This window comes from Legionella nigrisilvae (genome assembly GCF_977063395.2).
In genome coordinates this window covers 492991-511018 of the sequence record NZ_CDRUGZ020000019.1, presented here as the reverse complement: position 1 = coordinate 511018, position 18028 = coordinate 492991, and the positions used below count along the sequence as shown (strand labels likewise).

The following is an 18028-nucleotide window of genomic DNA, read 5'->3' as shown; positions in this document are numbered from 1 at the left end:
ATGGCTGGAGCAAAAGAAATCCGTTCGAAAATTTCGAGTATTAATAAGACTCGAAAAATTACTCGTGCGATGGAAATGGTGGCGGCAAGCAAAATGCGTAAAACTCAGGAACGAATGCGCGCATCCAAACCCTATGCCAGTAAAATCTACAGTGTAGTTAAGCATATTGCTCGTGCACATTCAGAGTACAGACATCCTTTTATGACCCACCGCGAGATTAATCGTGTTGGGCTAATTGTGGTTACCACAGACCGCGGTCTGTGCGGTGGTCTCAACGTAAACTTATTGCGTGAAACCGTACGTACGATGCGTAGCTGGAAAGAGCAAGGCAAAGAGGTTGACATTGCTGTAATTGGCCGTAAGGGACAAGCATTCTTTAAACGAGTAGGAAGCAATGTTCTAGGCTCAAAAGATCATCTAGGTGATACACCGGGCATTAACGACCTAATTGGTGTCGTTAAAGTGATGCTTGATGCGTTTAGTAATGGCACCATTGACGCATTGCATGTTGTATACAACGAGTTTGTTAACACCATGACTCAAAAGCCAGTGGTGAAACAATTACTACCATTGCCAAAATCAGAAGAAGACAGCAATGTAATGGGGCATCATTGGGACTATATTTATGAACCTGATGCTAAGGAATTGCTCGATAATCTTTTAGAACGTTATATCGAATTACAGATTTATCAGGCAGTAGTTGAAAATATTGCTTGTGAACAAGCGGCTAAAATGATTGCAATGAAAAACGCAACGGATAATGCCGGTGATTTGATTAAAGAATTTCAATTGGCTTATAACAAAGCTCGACAAGCTGCTATTACTCAAGAGTTAGCAGAGATTGTCGGTGGCGCAGCCGCTTTATAAGAGGGTATAAAATGAGCTTAGGAACTGTAGTAGAAATTATTGGCGCGGTTGTGGATGTGGAATTCCCCCGTGAGAATGTCCCTAAAATCAATGATGCATTGAAACTTGTTGATGGTGATTTGGTTTTTGAAGTACAGCAACAGCTGGGTGATGGTGTAGTTCGTACTATTGCAATGGGAACAACCGAAGGACTTAAGCGCGGTTTAAAAGCTGAAAATACAGCGAATCCTATTCAAGTGCCTGTTGGCAAAAAAACTCTGGGCCGCATCATGGACGTTTTGGGTCGTCCAGTTGATGACGCAGGTCCAATTGGTGCTGAAGAGCATTGGTCAATTCACCGCAAACCGCCAAGTTATGAAGAGCAAGCTGGAAGTCAGGAATTGCTTGAAACAGGTATTAAAGTTATTGACTTGCTTTGTCCTTTTGCGAAAGGAGGTAAAGTGGGTCTATTCGGTGGTGCCGGTGTGGGTAAAACCGTTAACATGATGGAATTAATCCGAAACATCGCGATTGAGCACAGTGGATACTCAGTATTTGCGGGTGTAGGTGAGCGTACTCGTGAAGGAAATGACTTCTATCATGAAATGAAAGACTCTAATGTATTAGACAAAGTATCCTTGGTTTACGGCCAGATGAATGAGCCCCCAGGTAACCGTTTACGCGTGGCACTAACTGGCTTGACTATGGCTGAAAAATTCCGTGACGAAGGCCGTGACGTGTTGTTATTTATTGACAACATTTATCGTTATACTTTGGCAGGTGTTGAAGTATCAGCACTTTTAGGCCGTATGCCTTCCGCAGTGGGTTACCAACCAACACTTGCTGAAGAAATGGGTATGCTGCAAGAGCGTATCACTTCTACCAAGACTGGTTCTATCACCTCAATTCAAGCGGTATATGTACCTGCGGACGATTTAACTGACCCATCCCCAGCAACTACGTTTGCTCACTTGGATGCTACAGTTGTATTGTCACGTCAAATTGCTGAGTTAGGTATTTATCCTGCAGTAGATCCTTTGGACTCTACTTCTCGACAATTAGATCCATTAATTGTAGGACAAGAACATTACGATACAGCTCGTCGTGTACAACAAACATTACAACGCTATAAAGAATTAAAAGATATTATTGCTATTCTGGGTATGGACGAATTATCTGAAGAAGATAAACGTGTTGTTACTCGTGCGCGTAAAATCCAAAGATTCTTGTCACAACCATTCTTCGTTGCTGAAGTATTTACTGGTTCTCCAGGAAAGTACGTTTCTTTGAAAGATACGATCAAAGGCTTCCAAGGTATTCTCGCGGGTGAATATGATGATTTACCTGAGCAAGCCTTTTATATGGTTGGTAGCATTGAGGAAGCGGTTGCTAAAGCTAAGACCTTGTGAGGTAGGCAAATATGACTAGAACAACGCACTTAGACATTGTTAGTGCTGAACATGAAATATTCTCTGGTGTAGTAGAAATGGTAGTTGCCACCGGAGAATTAGGCGAAATAGGTATTACAGCCGGTCATGCACCTTTGCTTACAGTTCTAAAGCCAGGTGAGGTACGAGTTACCTTGCCTGGTGGTCACCAAGAAATTTACTATGTTCAAGGTGGAATGCTGGAAATACAACCCAACTGTGTGACTGTTCTTGCCGATGTGGTTGAGCGTGCTGATCATCTTGATGAAGCTGCTGTTCTTGCTGCTAAAGCGCAAGCCGAAGCTGCAATGTCAAGCAAAGGCGGTGAAATGGATTATTCCGTAGCTGCTGCAGAATTAGCTCGTGCTGTTGCACAAATTCGAGCTATTCAAAAAGTTAGAAAAATAGTTAAATAGTTATGTAGTTCCAATTTTGTAGCCTCTTTTGTTTTATACTTTTTATTAAAGAGGCTCCAATTCACCATGGTTTTTCTTCTTCATATTCATAAATTGGGAATTTAACCAAATTACATTAATCTTCGATTATCTGTTTTGTTCTCCCCATTCTTTTTTTCAGGCGTTGGAAATTTTTTATTGCCAATTTCTGAATATAAAATAACCTGATTTCTGCCGTTTGCTTTTGCAAAATATAAAGCTTTGTCAGCTGACTCGATTAATTCCTCTGGGGTACGCCCATTATTAGGAAATACAGATATACCGATAGAAATTGTTATTGGACCTACGTGTTGCGCTCCATATTTTATTTGTATTCGCGAAACGGAATGCCTTATGCTCTCAGCACGGGTTTTAATCATATCGGCATTGGTGTCATAAAAGACAATTATAAACTCTTCCCCACCATAACGTGCAGCAATATCCCCTATACGAATATCATCTTGTAACACTTTTCCTAGTTCTTTTAGGGCGGCATCACCCGCATCATGCCCATAAGTGTCATTAATTTTTTTGAAGTGATCTAAATCTAACATCAATACAGCGAGTGGCACTTTAGTGCGCTCTGATTGGTGAATTTGTTTTAAAAGAAAATCCTCTAAATAACGTCGGTTATATAAACCGGTCAAAGGATCACGCATGGATTGATATCGGAGATTCTCCCTTAAACGAACATTAGCAAAGGCTAGTGCAGTTAACTCGGCAAACGCAGTAATTAAAAGACGCTGACTTTCAGAAAATGCAATTGGGGTTTCTTCTACAATTTCTAAGTATAACAAACCATAAATATCATTTTGCGCCATTAATGGCACACAGATGTATGTTGAGTTTTGTTCTTTGGTAATGTTTACGTGATTGCAAATTAATTCATGGTGGTTTGACCGAACATGATGAATTCTCCCCAAACGAAGTGCCCAACATTGTTCGGGAGTGAAAGTAGCTTCTTGAGTATTTGGCTCGCCCCAAGTTGTTGCTAGTTCAAGATAGTTTTTTGAGGGATGCATCACATACAAATAACCACTGGCAAAATGCAACATTCGCTGGCAATATTTGGTCATAACATTACTTAATTCATTTTGAGAGTTGCACGCGAGCATGATATCGCTCATCTCGACAAGCAGCGTAATTTGTTCGTTTTTATCTTGTAGAGCTTGCATTCCGGCGTTGAGTTTTTCATAAGAGTCTTTAAGAGCAAGTTGTTCTTCAAGTTGCTTGGTAATGTTGCGGATAATATGCATTGTGCCACTAATTACGTTTTTTTCATCGCTAATTAAACTGGATGTAATTTCATAGATCACCCGCTTTTTTTGAAGTTCCACCTCAATATTTTTAACAACTTCTTCTCCTTTTAGTGACTCCTTCCATGCCTCGATTAATTTATTTTTTGAGCTCGGACTCTCGGCAAATGCCTCCTCCAAACTCATCCCTACAGAAATAGACTTACCAAATAAACGTTTGAATTCGCGCTGATAAGCTTCATTAAAAATAATGTAGCGGCAATTGTTATCCACGGCTGCTATCATGTCTGTGGCGCTTTCTAGAATACTCCTTAAGCGCGTTTCCACATTTTTTCGGTCGCGTTCTGCCTTGAGGCTTCGGTCAAGCTCTTTGTTGGCCAGGATGAATACTAAAATTAACCCGAATATGCTAACAATACCACCAACTATATTGATTAGGTTTGCCAGTTGGGTATCGGTCAACACCATATCATTTCTTCCCTTGAGCAGGACTAATTCAACCGATTTAATTTCTTGACCTAAGCCCTTAATTTGATTGGAAAGATCAACTTCTTGTCGGAAAAAATCGATACCCTCTTGTGTATTTAACTGATTATTCATCTTTAATTGAATGGTTTGATTTAATTGACTAAGTCGTTGGTTGGTTAAATCTCTAAAACGCGTGACGCGTTCTGCTTGGGAGGGGTTATCCTTGGTTAATTCAAGCAAGTTATCGAAATTTGATTTGAAGCTGGTTTTTATCTTATCCATATTCATTATAAACTGATTATCACCTGAGATAAGATAGCCTCTTTGCTGCGAATTAATGCTGACTATGGCATAGAGTATTTCATCTGTAGTATGAATCACTTCATAAGTATGGGTTACCCAACGGTTCGCTTCGACCAGTTTGTTGGATTGACGATAGGCAAAAATGCCATCCATTATTACGAGTATAAGGGCCGGTATAAAAATAAAATAAAGCAAGACTTTGCTAAATTGAGAATCCGTATTGGCAAATAGCGAGTTCTGACTTTGCTTTTTGCTGTTATTCATATAGGTCAATTCCATTTTCCCCTTTATTCAATTATATATCATTATCAATTAAATTGACCGGGCAGAGAAAATTGTGAATAAAAAAAGATTATGATTTCTTTTAATTTACAACCACTTGATCTTATATTTATTTGTAATACACAAAGTTATCCACAGGATAAAAATGATATGAAAAAAAGCATATTTTAAAATGCATTAAATTTCAATGACTTATAAATTTGCTCCCCATAATTATGAACGTACACACAAAGTTATTCACAATTTATAAGCTCTTTCTATATATGCACTAACCAGAGTTTGATAAAATTACTTTCCAATAGAGCATCACGATGGTTAAATAGTAATTATTAATCCCATGAATAAAAAAACAATGAATGAAGTAACAGAACGCAAAGCATTAACTGAATTTACAGAAAAGGCTTACCTAGACTATTCAATGTATGTCATATTGGATAGGGCCTTACCCCATATTGCAGACGGATTAAAGCCTGTTCAACGACGTATTATTTATGCGATGTCTGAACTGGGTTTGAAGGCAACTGCCAAATATAAAAAATCAGCGCGTACGGTCGGGGATGTGCTAGGTAAGTTTCATCCTCATGGTGATAGTGCCTGTTATGAAGCCATGGTACTCATGGCCCAACCCTTTTCGTACCGTTACCCCTTTGTGGATGGTCAAGGCAACTGGGGATCCCCTGATGATCCAAAATCATTTGCCGCCATGCGTTATACGGAAGCTCGCTTATCGCCTTATGCGGAAATTTTACTTTCAGAGTTATTACAAGGTACTGTGGATTGGACTGATAATTTTGATGGAACTTTACAAGAACCCTCATTATTACCAGCACGCTTACCTAATATATTATTGAATGGTGCAACCGGAATTGCTGTGGGGATGGCTTCAGATATTCTGCCCCATAACTTGACCGAAGTGGCTAATGCCTGCATCCATCTTTTGGATAATCCTCAAGCCGATTTAAACGCAATCAGTCAATATATCAAGGGTCCAGATTTTCCAACAGAAGCTGAAATAATAACTCCGCCCGAAGCCATAGCGAACATGTATGAGACAGGTAATGGTTCAATTAAAATGCGGGCTGTTTATAGTCAGGAAAAGCAAAATATTGTCATCACTGCGTTACCCTATCAGGTATCGGGTGCGAAAGTAATCGAGCAAATTGCGTTACAGATGCAACAGAAAAAACTTCCTATGGTTGAGGATTTACGTGATGAGTCCGATCATGAACATCCTACGCGACTAGTTATTATCCCGCGTTCAAATCGAGTCGATGCCGAAGGATTGATGTCTCATTTATTTGCAACCACAGATTTGGAACGCAGTTATCGAGTTAATTTTAATATGATAGGACTCGATGGCAGACCCAGGGTAAAAAATTTACTAGATATCCTGAGCGAATGGTTGGCATATCGATTAACCGTAGTGAGACGACGTTTGGAGTATCGTTTGGCAAAAGTGCTCGATCGCATACATGTGCTTGAAGGCTTACTAATTGCTTATCTAAATATCGATGAAGTTATTGCCATCATTCGTGAACATGAGCAGCCTAAACAAGGATTAATGGCTCGTTTTAATCTTAGTGATCGTCAGGCTGAAGCGATTTTAGAGATGAAGTTGCGTCATTTAGCAAAGCTGGAAGAGATAAAAATACGCGGTGAGCTGAATGAACTTTGTGCTGAACGCGATTATCTGCAAAACATCCTAGCCTCAGAGCAACGATTAAAAACCTTGATTAAAGAAGAGATTATTAGAGACAGAGATGAGTTTGGTGATGCGCGGCGTTCACCAATTATAGTACGCCAAGAATCACAAGCATTAAAAGAAGAGGACATCTTACCTAATGAGCCCATTACAGTAGTGCTCTCTAAAAAAGGTTGGATAAGAGCAGCTAAAGGTTATGATGTAATCGGAAGTGAGCTGAGTTATAAAGCGGGGGATGAGTTTAAGGCTCAAGCCATGGGGCGCTCAAATCAACAAATCCTCTTTTTCGATAGCGAGGGCAAAGTTTATTCTTTGCCGGGTCATGTTTTGCCCTCGGCTCGAGGGCAGGGTGAGCCTTTGACCGGGAAGCTTAATCCTGCTGAAGGTGCCCTGTTTGAAGCGGTAGTTGGTGGCGAAGCGGAACAGTTGGTGTTATTAGCTTGTGATGCGGGATACGGGTTTATTGCTAAGATAGGCGATCTCTATGTGAAAAATCGCAACGGCAAAGCCTGTATTAAATTACCGGCATCCAGCCATATTTTGCCACCGCGCGTCTTACCTAAACATGATGAGTTGTTTGTTGCCTGTGCCACAAGTGTTGGCCGCTTACTAATTTTTTCTGCAAAAGAGGTACCTGAGTTATCTCGAGGAAAAGGAAATAAATTAATTAGTATTCCTACTGCTAAAGCATTATCACGGGAAGAGTATGTTATTGATTTGCAAGTGCTCTCTGCAGCGGACTCACTCACCGTGCATGCGGGTAAGCGTCATTTTACATTGAAAGGTGCCGATCTGGAACATTATAAAGGAGAGCGCGGACGACGAGGTAATCGCTTGCCACGTGGTTTGCAAAATGTGACTCACCTGCAAGTCAATACTTCAGAATAATTCTGAATTGAATTATAACCTGGGCCAAAACCCAGGTTATAAGCGCCAAAAAATATCCCGAATTCAGCGGGCTGCACCAAGCTATGAATTCCTAATGACAGGGACCCCATCGTTTAACCCAGGATTTACTCCAATGATCTATTAAATAATTCATAGGAGTGATAAAGTGCTTGAAGTAATAAGCTCAAGTCATTTCCAATAATGGAAAATAGTTTAGATAGGGAAATCTGAGTACCCATGTTAAAAATTTTTACCTTTGTTGCATGCCTGTTACTAAGCTCTTGTTTTATGGTTGGCCCTAATTATAAGGAGCCGATAAAACCAGTTGCTGCTCATTGGCCAAAAAAGGATGCAACGGTAAGAGAGGCCCCTTTTACCACCACGAAATGGTGGCAAGTTTTTAATGATCCCGTGCTGACCTCCTTAATTTGTCAAGGGTATCATAACAATTTGACCCTCCAAAGCGCTGGAGTAAGAGTTTTACAAACCCGAGCACTATTAGCCCAATCGGTAGGTCAGCTATATCCGCAGCAACAGGCAGCTATTGGTAACTTCACCTATTATGAAATTGGTGGGGGTGAGCTGCAAACGGTTTTGCCCTCATCTTTTGAAACCCTATCATTAGGTTTTTCTGCGAATTGGGAAATTGATTTTTGGGGTAAATATCGAAGAGCAATTCAAGCCAATGATGCTACATTTTTATCTTCGGTTGCTGCCTATGATAACGCCTTGGTCACGCTTACTGCAGATATTGCCAGTACCTACATCCAAATTCGTACTTATGAGAAACAAATCCAGGTAACGAAAGCGAACATCAGGGTCCAAAGAGAAGGATTAAAGATAGCTCGTGCTCGATATAATGCAGGCCAAACCAACCTCATTGATGTGGAACAAGCACAGACCGAGCTTTCACAAACTGAAGCCTCTCTGCCGTCTCTGGTAAATAATTTAGAACAACAAAAAAATGCCTTGGCCCTTTTATTAGGTACGGTGCCTAACGGTGTTGATGGGGCACTGAGAAAAAGTAAAGGAATTCCCAAAGCGCCTTCAACTGTAGCTGTTGGAATTCCTATCGAAACCTTGGCACGACGCCCAGACATTTATCAAGCGCGTATGGATGCCATTGCACAATCGGCTAAAATAGGCGCTACAAAAGCAAATCTTTTTCCATCCTTTGCCTTAAATGGAACATTTGTTTTTTCTTCTAATAATATTGGTCAAAATTCATTGTCAGATATATTTCAATGGGCGAATCATTCCGTTACAGCGGGCCCGACTTTTAGCTGGCCAATACTCAATTACGGACAAATTACTAACGCAGTTCGCGCCCAAGATGCTGTGTTCCAGCAGTCTTTATTAAGCTACGTCAATTTGGTGCTGAAAGCACAGCAAGAAGTTCAAAATAGTATTATTTCCTATATTGAAGCTAAAAAAGCAGAACATGCGTTAATCAAAGCAAATAATGCTGCGATTAAAACATTACGACTGGCAATAATACGCTATGTTGATGGTGAAGTAGACTTCACCCCGGTTTTAAATGCTGAGCAACAACAATTAAGCGTACAGACCTCGCTTGTTAATGCCCAGGCAAATATTCCACTGGCGTTGGTTTCTCTTTATCGTGCGCTGGGTGGGGGTTGGCAAATTCGCGGTGCGAATGATGTGGTGCCCCAACAAATAAAAGCTGAAATGGCAGCACGCACGAACTGGGGTACTTTGCTTAAACAGCAAAATCATGAGCCGCCGCGGTCGAAGAAAGATGAAATAAAACAACTTTATTTACCTAAATGGTAAAGGATTAAACGATGTACCGAAACGCAGCAAACAAAAAGTCTCTCTCCTCATATCGGCAGAGGGATGTTGGGGTGAGGGTATTTTAAGGGAACATTAGGAAATTAAATAAAATGGTATCGGGTATGAACTTTAACAGAGATTCAAAGTCAGTCAAAATTGCCGGGATAGTTGTTGCTATTTTACTTCTTATTTATTTGATTTCACATTTTTTTGGCAAAACCAATGCGCCGACCATCCCGGTACCTGCCGTTGTCGTGCAAAAACCCATCATTGCTGAAATGGCAGAATATGTGACCCAAACAGGGAGTACCGTAGCTTATAACTCGGTCAATTTGGTTGCACGTGTCGAAGGTTATCTTGATTCAATCGAGTTTGTAGATGGTACGTTTGTAAAAAAAGGCAAAGAGCTCTTTGTCATTCAGCCCGAGCCTTATTTTGAAAAACTTAGGGCTGCGAAAGCGACTGTTGCTGCAGCAAAAGCATCACTTATATACAACAAATCCGAATATGCACGCCAACAGCGTATGTACAAAGAGCATGCCACTTCGCTAAATGAAGTTGAAAAATGGTACGCCAAAACTCTCGAGATTGCTGCAGAATTGGATAAATCAGAAGCTGATGAAGTAAATGCGGCCATTAATTATAGTTATACTCATATTTCGGCTCCATTTGATGGACGTATTGGTCGGCATTTGGTGGATATAGGTAACCTTGTGGGACATGGAGAAGCCACTAATTTAGCCACCATTGAGCAGATAAATCCCATCTATGTTTACTTTAATCTGAATGAGATTGATTTAATCAACTTACGCGCGGCGGCTCGCGCACGTGGGTTTAAACCGGAAGATATTAATAAAATTCCAGTAGAAGTAAGCTTACAAAATGATCCTAAAACGAAGTATAAGGCAACGCTCGATTTTGTTAATACCGGTCTTAACGCGTCTACAGGAACTATGGAGCTTCGCGCTGTTTTACAAAATAAAGAGTACATTTTTGTTCCTGGCCTTTTTGTGCAAGTGCGAGTTGCAATCTCCAGACCTAAAAAACAATTAACTGTGCCGGACACTGCAATCCTTTATGACCAAATCGGCTCTTATATATTGACTGTGGATGAGAACAATGTTGTGGTCACGAAAAGGGTCAAATTAGGTAGTGTAGAAGAGGGAATGCGGGCGGTTGCAACGGGACTTACCGCTCAAGACAGAGTAATTATTGAAGGCCTGCAAAATGCGACTCCTGGTAATAAGGTTGAGCCACGTGAGAAGACAACACCACCAAAAAATAATGGGGAAGCCAAGCATTAATTGTGTCAGGCATGCGTTGTTCGAAGGAATTGTTACAACAAGTGAGAAAACGGCAGAATGATTTCTAAATTTTTTATTGAGCGGCCTATATTGGCAAACGTTATCGCACTACTCATAGTGCTATTGGGCGCGGTAGCTGTATTTATATTACCCGTATCTCAATATCCTGCCATAGTCCCACCCACCATACAGGTAACCACCACCTACCCTGGAGCGGATGCGAAAACACTCATCAAAACAGTAGCTCTGCCTATTGAACAACAAGTGAATGGTGTGGAAAACATGTTGTATATGCAATCCAACAGCACGAATAATGGTACCTATACTTTGATTGTTACTTTTGCAATCGGCACGGACCTTAATTTTGCCCAAGTATTGGTGCAAAACCGGGTCCAATCTGCCATGGCTCAGCTGCCTGAATCAGTGCAAAAACAAGGGGTTTTGGTCCAACAAAAATCAACGGCAATTCTGCAATTTATTACCCTAACCTCCAAAAATAATGAATACGATGGACTATTTCTGGATAATTATGCTGCAATTAATATGCAAGATGAGTTGTCGCGTTTGCCTGGGGTAGGAAATGTGCTTATTTTTGGAACCGGGACATATGCGATGCGTGTTTGGCTTGATCCCAAAAAAATGTTGGCTTACTCCCTAAATCCAAGTGATGTTCTGCAAGCCATTAGTCATCAAAACCAGGAAGTTTCTTCCGGGCAAATTGGTGCGCCACCTACCAGCAGTAAAGCCTCATATCAATTTACAGTGAATGTTCCGGGACAACTTGCTGATGTCGATCAATTTGCCAATATTATTGTGAAAACAATCGCACAACAGTCCAATCAAACGGCTAATCAAAGTAGTAGCGCTCAAATTGTACGTATTCGCGATGTGGGTCGTGTAGAGCTTGGGTCTAACAGCTACAATCAGATCGCGAAACTGAACAACAAGCCGGCGGCGGCAATTGGTATTTACCAGCTTCCTGGAGCCAATGCACTGCAAGTGGCAACAGAAGTACGTAAAGCCGTTGAGAAAATGGCAAAAAAATTTCCACCAGGGATGGAATATTCAATCCCGTTTGATACAACCGTTTTCGTGAAGGCTTCCGTAGACGAAGTATATAAAACCTTGTTCGAAGCGGGCATTTTGGTTCTGGTTGTTATTCTGCTTTTCTTACAAAATGCACGTGCCACTTTAGTTCCTACAACTACGGTACCGGTAACCATCATTGGCGCGTTTTTCGCGATGTTGGCCTTAGGTTATTCCGTTAACTTATTGACATTATTTGCGTTGGTCTTAGCAATTGGGATTGTGGTTGACGATGCGATTGTAATTGTTGAAGGCGTAACCCAACATATTGAAAGAGGGACGCCACCCAAACAATCAGCAATTAATGCGATGGCCGAATTAATGGGTCCCATTATTGGTATTACGCTGGTATTAATGGCGGTATTCGTTCCGGCAGGTTTTATGCCTGGCTTGACTGGAGCGATGTACGCCCAGTTCGCTTTGGTTATCGCCGCAACCGCGTTCATTAGTGCGATTAACGCTATGACCTTAAAGCCCACACAGTGTGCTTTATGGCTCAGGCCCATTGATCCGCAAAGAAAGAAAAATATTGTTTTTCGTTTATTTGATAAGTATTACTACCCTATTGAAAATACCTATCTCAGATTCATTGACAGACTGGTCCATAATAATAAATCAGTTTGTCTCATTGGCCTTGCTTTGGTGCTATTGGCAATTCTAGGCCTTAGCCGTATACCCACTGGGTTTATTCCCCTTGAAGACCAGGGTTATGCCATGATGAACGTGCAGCTTCCAGATGGTGCCAGTTTAGGTCGCACGGAAGCCTTATTGCGTGATTTGAGCGACCAAGTATCTAAAATCGATGGAATTGCCAATGTGATCACCATTGATGGGATCTCGCTATTAGATAGCAGCTCGAGCCTTGCCAATGGTGGAGTTTTGTATGTGATGTTCAAGGATTGGAGTGTTCGAGGTAAAAAAGAGGATTTGCTGTCGATGTATAAAGCGCTTAATGCCATCGCGGAAAAGACCCTTGGCGCTAAAATTTTAGTTATGATTCCTCCACCCATTCAAGGTTTAGGAACTTCGGGTGGTTTTCAGATGCAAGTGGAGTTGCAAGATGGATCATTCGATTATCAAAAATTGCAAACGGCTACCGATCAGTTGATTCGCTACGCAAGTCAGCAACCTGAGTTACAAAGGATGATGACCTCTTTCCGTGCTTCAGTCCCTCAGCTTGCTGCGCCAATCAATCGTATCAAAGCAGAAGCTTTGGGCGTTTCTGTGGGCGATGCATCGGATACCTTACAAACCTATCTTGGCTCCTCTTATGTGAATTTATTCTCAAAATTCGGACAGGTGTTTCAGGTTTATGTTCAGGCAGATGCAGATTCTCGCATGACGGTTGGCGATGTTCGTAATTATTACGTTAGAAATAAATCCGGTGAAATGGTGCCATTGGGAACCCTGACTGATATGTCACCTACCGTGGGACCGTCCATCATTTCTCTTTATAATTTATACCCTTCCAGTAATATTTATGGGGCTGCGGCACAAGGATATAGTTCGGGCCAAGCCATGCAAGTGATGGAGCGCTTAGCGAAGCAAGTTTTGCCAGCAGGTGTTTCTTATGAGTGGACGAGTACTGCCTATCAGGAAAAAATTGCCGGAAATATGAGTTATTATATCTTTATTTTGTCACTGGTTTTAGTCTATCTGATTCTTGCCGGTCAATACGAAGACTGGATCGCTCCTGCTGCAATTCTATTAAGCGTTCCCTTAGCCCTAATTGGAACGGTTCTCGCTTTGTCCGCTTTGGGTCTTTCTAATAATATGTATACCCAAATTGGGATATTGCTGCTGATCGCTTTGGCTGCAAAGAACGCCATTTTAATTGTTGAAGTAGCAAGAGAACAGCATGAGCTTCATAATAAATCGATTATGGAAGCTGCTGTAATTGGTGCTAAAACCCGTTTTCGCCCTATTTTAATGACTTCTTTTGCCTTTATTCTGGGAGTGATGCCTTTAGTATTTGCAACAGGTGCTGGGGCTAATGCACGGAAGTCCATTGGCATTGCGGTATGCAGTGGGATGTTGGCATCGACTTGCCTCGCTGTAGTTTTTGTCCCTGCCTTTTTTGTGATGCTGCAAACCTGGCACGAGAAAAGAAAAGCGAAGAAAAATGTTCACCCGCAAGGTTTGGAAAAAGAAGTTGAACTTTAGCCATCCTAAGTATTAGGAGTATTGGCCATTCAATTCTACTCCTCGTACGAATTTATTCTCTGGATCCGCGAACAAGTCGCGTGACGGAGGAAGGGAAGTCGGCTGATTTTCTCAAAATCCTTTCATTAAATAACTTAAGGATCGCATAATATTTGTATGATAAAATATGAGCACAATGTATATTTTTTGGATATTGATCGGCATTTTTAAATAACTCTAGAATTTACTATATTCACAAAACTACACTAATGCATCATGAGGCACACTCTGCTCTGTTGACCACTTTTGCTTTACATAAGGTTTAGATAATGTTTCCTATGCTAAAATATGATCATAAAGACTATTTTAGGAGTCGGGATGTCATTCTTAGAACATTTCAATAAGGTTCTTAATGCGGGTAATGGACAATATCTGGAGCAGTTCAAAGAAATACGGCGTGTAGATGTACAAATCGCAATTTACCAAAAATTACTCTATAAAGCCGGTGAAGAAGGTAATAACGACCAAGCTGCTGCCAAAGAAGCCTTAAAAAGCATAAACGATGCTCTCCCAAATTGGTTTCAAGAAGTGGATGTAACGCATGATTTCAATAATGTTATTAGTGCTGCTAATGATAAATATCTAGATGTATTTAAAAAATTAGACTCGGCTACCCAAGTCGCAATTTATGAAAAATTACTCAATAAAGCTGCTCAAGATGGCAAGGAAAGTAATGCCCAAAAGGCGTTAGATAGCATCAATGCGATTGTCGACAATACCCCCCCCGCCAAGGATGTAGGCAAAATTACTAGGGCACGTAAAGAAGATTATTTAAAAGCGTTCGAAAACCTAGCAAAAGACGACCCGAAAATCCAAATCGCTGTATATCAGAAATTACTCGCTCTGGCGGCACAAAAAGGTGAGAACAGCGCTGCCCAACAAGCGATATATGCAATAAATGCAGACTTCCAAAATTTGTCTCCCGAACTCAAAGAATTTATAACAATTAAAGAAGTTATTGACGGACATAAAAAATATAAGGCCGCACTTGAAGATTTTAATGCACTCAAATTAGGAATAGATATTGAGAACAAACGATATGCGGTAGCCAAAGCCAATGCCATATATCAAGATTATCTATATCAAAAAACTTTCGAGCGTGTTAAGGATGAAACAGATTTATTGTTTGATCCTCAAGGACGTTTAGTTTACGAGTTAACGCTTACCCTAGAAGAGCGAAATGAAGTTCTTGATAAAATAACAGAGGCGTTACCCCTCCTCAATAAGCAAGCACTAGAAAGCATTCGCTATAAGCAAGAATCAAAGGTCAGGAGGGAAGTACTAGAAGGCAAGATCGACTCTGATCTCACAAAATTACTTGGCGGCCGTACCCCCACATCAACTACCTTATGTTCCATTGATTTAGGCTGTATTGATAAGGCTCCTAAGAATAATGAAGAGTTATTCAAAAAGCTCCGTGCTATGTTTGTGGCGAAGTATGGTTGGCAAAACCTAGTGGCCCATCAAAGAGGGAGCATGGTCGCCTCTTTTGAAGAAAGCTATGCTCATATGTGCTTAATGGTTAAAACTTATGAGGGTGTCTCCGAACATTTTGATAAAGAGCCATCTAAGATTGGTAAAGAGGATTGGCAAAATATACGTCATCAAGCAGCTTTAACTCTTCAGGATAAAGTGGCTGAATCTTATAAGAATGCGGTTTCCAAAGCTACCAATAACGAAGGTATTGTGGATCTTTATAAACTTAATAAAAATTTGGCTAAAGAACGAGTTAAGTTAGCTGACTTTTCAAAAAAAATCCTCATAGAAGGTGTCGTGACACATTTGAAAACCCAAGATTTGGGTCGAGATGAAATTTTAAAGTACATGCAAAATCTAAGCAGCCGCTTAAATAAAGATTCATTTACGCATCAAACTGCGACAGGATTCGATTATTTTCACACCTCGAACTATTTACAACAGGGTATGTTGATAACAGGTACTGAAAATACCGCCCATGATAAGCCTCACTTCAAGGAAGGCCGACAAGATCAAGCCGCCTTTAGACGGGTTACATATACTTATCGTGATCAAGATGGTGTTTTGCAACCGACTTCTGCTGTTAGCTCTCGTATTCCCTCCCCAGCACTGATTTTTCATGGTATGTCGGATGAGTTAATAAAAAAAGACTTAGTACAGAAATTTGGTTTTCTCCATGATGAAATGCGCGCTATGCGTGGTGAAAAAGATGGACCTGCTGTGGAGAGCTTATTCACTTCGTTTCACTCCGAGTTTTTTGATCAATATTTAGATAAGAGTAACCGACAAAGAGCAAGTGCCCTATATATCATGCAAGCCATGCATGATTTTAATACCCCATGGATTGTACGCGTGGAAAAGCTCCGAGATCAAATCGCTAGATTTGAGAAGGAAAATCCCAATTTAACGGTTGAAGTGGGGATAGCGAATGGAATTATAAGAGAAGCAGAGGAGGAGTTAAGGGGTTTAAAGGAGGGCATTTCAAACCAACAAGATTCAGAAATAGCACAGAAGAAGTCAGCGCTTTCAAGGTTAAGAGCAAAACACGAACCAATATTGGCCAAGGACCGTCATTTGAAGGGATTAAAAGATGAGCTAGTAAAGATGGAAAAATTGGCCGAAATTCAACAACAAGAACAACCCCCAAAGAATAATTTCATATACATACAAAATATAGGTACCAATCGTCAAACTCGAGATTTAGGTTATCGAGAGGACCGGGGATTTTTAGATTTCACCGGGTCTTTGGAATTGGATGATATTACCTTAAGTGCCGAAATGGCAATGCTGCATACCCTACAAGAAAATAGTGCTTTTCTTAGTGACAAAATAAAAGAACAATTATCTGGAATAAATACGAAAGTACTTAAGGGGTATCGTGAATTTCTAAACGATAAGTCCAGACCCCTATATTTTGCTGAATCCCAGCAAGGTGAAAAATTAATTAAGGAAATTAGAGCTTTTAAAGAAGGGTTCAAAGCGCAGTTGGACAACGAAACTCAATTAGAAGCTAATAAAAATGAAATCGGACCTAATCACTTACCTACCCTAGCTTCCAATTCTCTAGCTCGCATGATTGCAACCAATCAGCATTGGGACAGTCGCTTTGGCCAACTCAGTCAAGCTCTCAGTATGTATATCGAATGGGCCTCCACTGGCGGTTGTAAAAGCGGTAATGAACGAAATCAGGATGTTATGTTACGTTTTGCGTTATTAAAAAGTATTCATGAGCGTGTGGAGCATGCAGGAAATCAAAATGGGTTGAGAGATCATGAACGCGCAGTGTATAAGCAAATGATAGCTTATACACAAGGTAATACAGCCGATCCCGAGAAATTACGGGTTGCAATAGCTAAATCAGTGAGCAAATGTAACATGCATGGTGGTGCTGCTGCGATTTCCCGCGAGGACCAAGGTGGTGCTGCAAAGGTAAGCAGTTTTTCAGCGGTGCAAGATATTAGAAGTCCCTTTTTGCAATGGACTGCTCGTATTGCTTTGATATCACCCATGCTTCTTGTAGTGCCTTTAGTGTTATTCGCATTTTCGGGTGTGAGAAAATTCTATTCAGGTTTATTCGACACCAACAATGCGGCGGATAGGGAAATGAAGCTTGACGCAACCGGTGCGAGCAAAACTCAAGCACATAAAGGTCAGGATAAGCGAACACGAGATGTGGTGCTTGAGGTTTTAAGTGAAGACAATTTATTTACTGGCAAAGGAAAAACATTAACCAGTGAGGAAAAGGATTTATTCAAGAAAGGAAGTATGGAAAAGCTAGAAAATGAAGAAAATGAAGAAAAGAAACAAGAAATACAGAGTTCTGTCCCTTCCTCAGTTAGCACTGATTACAATGCTGGTATAAAAGCTCTTTCAGGGTTAGGTTTAGCACAAGCAGATAAAGAGGAAGTTGAAGAAAAGATTCTTGAGCCCAAAAAACGTTCTGGTGAGTTACCCTACGCTTCCCCAGAGGAAATCCCATCAGTAGGCAATGGGAGTATGGTATTAAAATAACATTTAATTTTAGGACTGAGTGGTAGTGAAATTTTAGCCTGGTGGAAAC

General features: G+C 40.8%; 9 protein-coding genes. 8 read left to right on the top strand and 1 reads right to left on the bottom strand.

Annotated features, from left to right (window positions below; genetic code table 11):
- The 3 genes from atpG to ACWTE2_RS07305 are packed head-to-tail and all read left to right on the top strand — an operon-like array spanning position 1 to position 2689.
- The gene (gene atpG / locus ACWTE2_RS07315) at positions 1 to 867 is read left to right on the top strand and encodes a F0F1 ATP synthase subunit gamma (protein ID WP_182392107.1); all 867 of its coding nucleotides are present in this window, start codon (positions 1 to 3) and stop codon (positions 865 to 867) included.
- An 11-nt stretch (positions 868 to 878) separates the two neighbouring features.
- A complete protein-coding gene (atpD, locus tag ACWTE2_RS07310) occupies positions 879 to 2255 on the top strand; it encodes a F0F1 ATP synthase subunit beta (RefSeq protein ID WP_182392106.1) in 1377 nt (458 codons plus the stop codon).
- 11 nt (positions 2256 to 2266) lie between these two features.
- A complete protein-coding gene (locus ACWTE2_RS07305) occupies positions 2267 to 2689 on the top strand; it encodes a F0F1 ATP synthase subunit epsilon (protein ID WP_182392105.1) in 423 nt (140 codons plus the stop codon).
- Between the two features lie 110 nt (positions 2690 to 2799).
- Here the strand turns inward: ACWTE2_RS07305 and ACWTE2_RS07300 are convergent, their stop codons facing one another.
- On the bottom strand, positions 2800 to 4998 hold the full coding sequence (locus ACWTE2_RS07300) for a sensor domain-containing diguanylate cyclase (protein WP_454784823.1): 2199 nt from the start codon (positions 4996 to 4998) through the stop codon (positions 2800 to 2802).
- Positions 4999 to 5353: 355 nt separating this feature from the next.
- Here ACWTE2_RS07300 and parC point away from each other — a divergent pair, with 355 nt between their 5' ends.
- The 5 genes from parC (at position 5354) to ACWTE2_RS07275 (ending at position 17979) form a co-directional block, all read left to right on the top strand.
- Positions 5354 to 7606, top strand: a complete 2253-nt coding sequence (gene parC / locus ACWTE2_RS07295; RefSeq protein WP_454784822.1) for a DNA topoisomerase IV subunit A — start codon at positions 5354 to 5356, stop codon at positions 7604 to 7606.
- A 237-nt stretch (positions 7607 to 7843) separates the two neighbouring features.
- Positions 7844 to 9400 (top strand): efflux transporter outer membrane subunit, encoded by a 1557-nt coding sequence (locus ACWTE2_RS07290; RefSeq protein ID WP_454784821.1) that lies wholly within the window; start codon positions 7844 to 7846, stop codon positions 9398 to 9400.
- A gap of 122 nt (positions 9401 to 9522) precedes the next feature.
- Positions 9523 to 10704 (top strand): efflux RND transporter periplasmic adaptor subunit, encoded by a 1182-nt coding sequence (locus ACWTE2_RS07285; RefSeq protein ID WP_255464274.1) that lies wholly within the window; start codon positions 9523 to 9525, stop codon positions 10702 to 10704.
- Between the two features lie 57 nt (positions 10705 to 10761).
- Positions 10762 to 13953, top strand: coding sequence for an efflux RND transporter permease subunit (locus ACWTE2_RS07280; RefSeq protein ID WP_454784820.1), 3192 nt, complete (start codon positions 10762 to 10764; stop codon positions 13951 to 13953).
- Between the two features lie 357 nt (positions 13954 to 14310).
- Entirely contained in the window at positions 14311 to 17979 is a 3669-nt protein-coding gene (locus tag ACWTE2_RS07275) for a hypothetical protein (protein ID WP_454784819.1), read from the top strand.
- Positions 17980 to 18028: the final 49 nt, after the last annotated feature.

Coding starts and splice junctions, on each gene's coding strand:
- atpG (WP_182392107.1), top strand. CDS start 1: ATGGCTGGAGCAAAAGAAATCCGTTCGAAAATTTCGAGTATTAATAAG.
- atpD (WP_182392106.1), top strand. CDS start 879: ATGAGCTTAGGAACTGTAGTAGAAATTATTGGCGCGGTTGTGGATGTG.
- ACWTE2_RS07305 (WP_182392105.1), top strand. CDS start 2,267: ATGACTAGAACAACGCACTTAGACATTGTTAGTGCTGAACATGAAATA.
- ACWTE2_RS07300 (WP_454784823.1), bottom strand. CDS start 4,998: ATGAATAACAGCAAAAAGCAAAGTCAGAACTCGCTATTTGCCAATACG.
- parC (WP_454784822.1), top strand. CDS start 5,354: ATGAATAAAAAAACAATGAATGAAGTAACAGAACGCAAAGCATTAACT.
- ACWTE2_RS07290 (WP_454784821.1), top strand. CDS start 7,844: ATGTTAAAAATTTTTACCTTTGTTGCATGCCTGTTACTAAGCTCTTGT.
- ACWTE2_RS07285 (WP_255464274.1), top strand. CDS start 9,523: ATGAACTTTAACAGAGATTCAAAGTCAGTCAAAATTGCCGGGATAGTT.
- ACWTE2_RS07280 (WP_454784820.1), top strand. CDS start 10,762: ATGATTTCTAAATTTTTTATTGAGCGGCCTATATTGGCAAACGTTATC.
- ACWTE2_RS07275 (WP_454784819.1), top strand. CDS start 14,311: ATGTCATTCTTAGAACATTTCAATAAGGTTCTTAATGCGGGTAATGGA.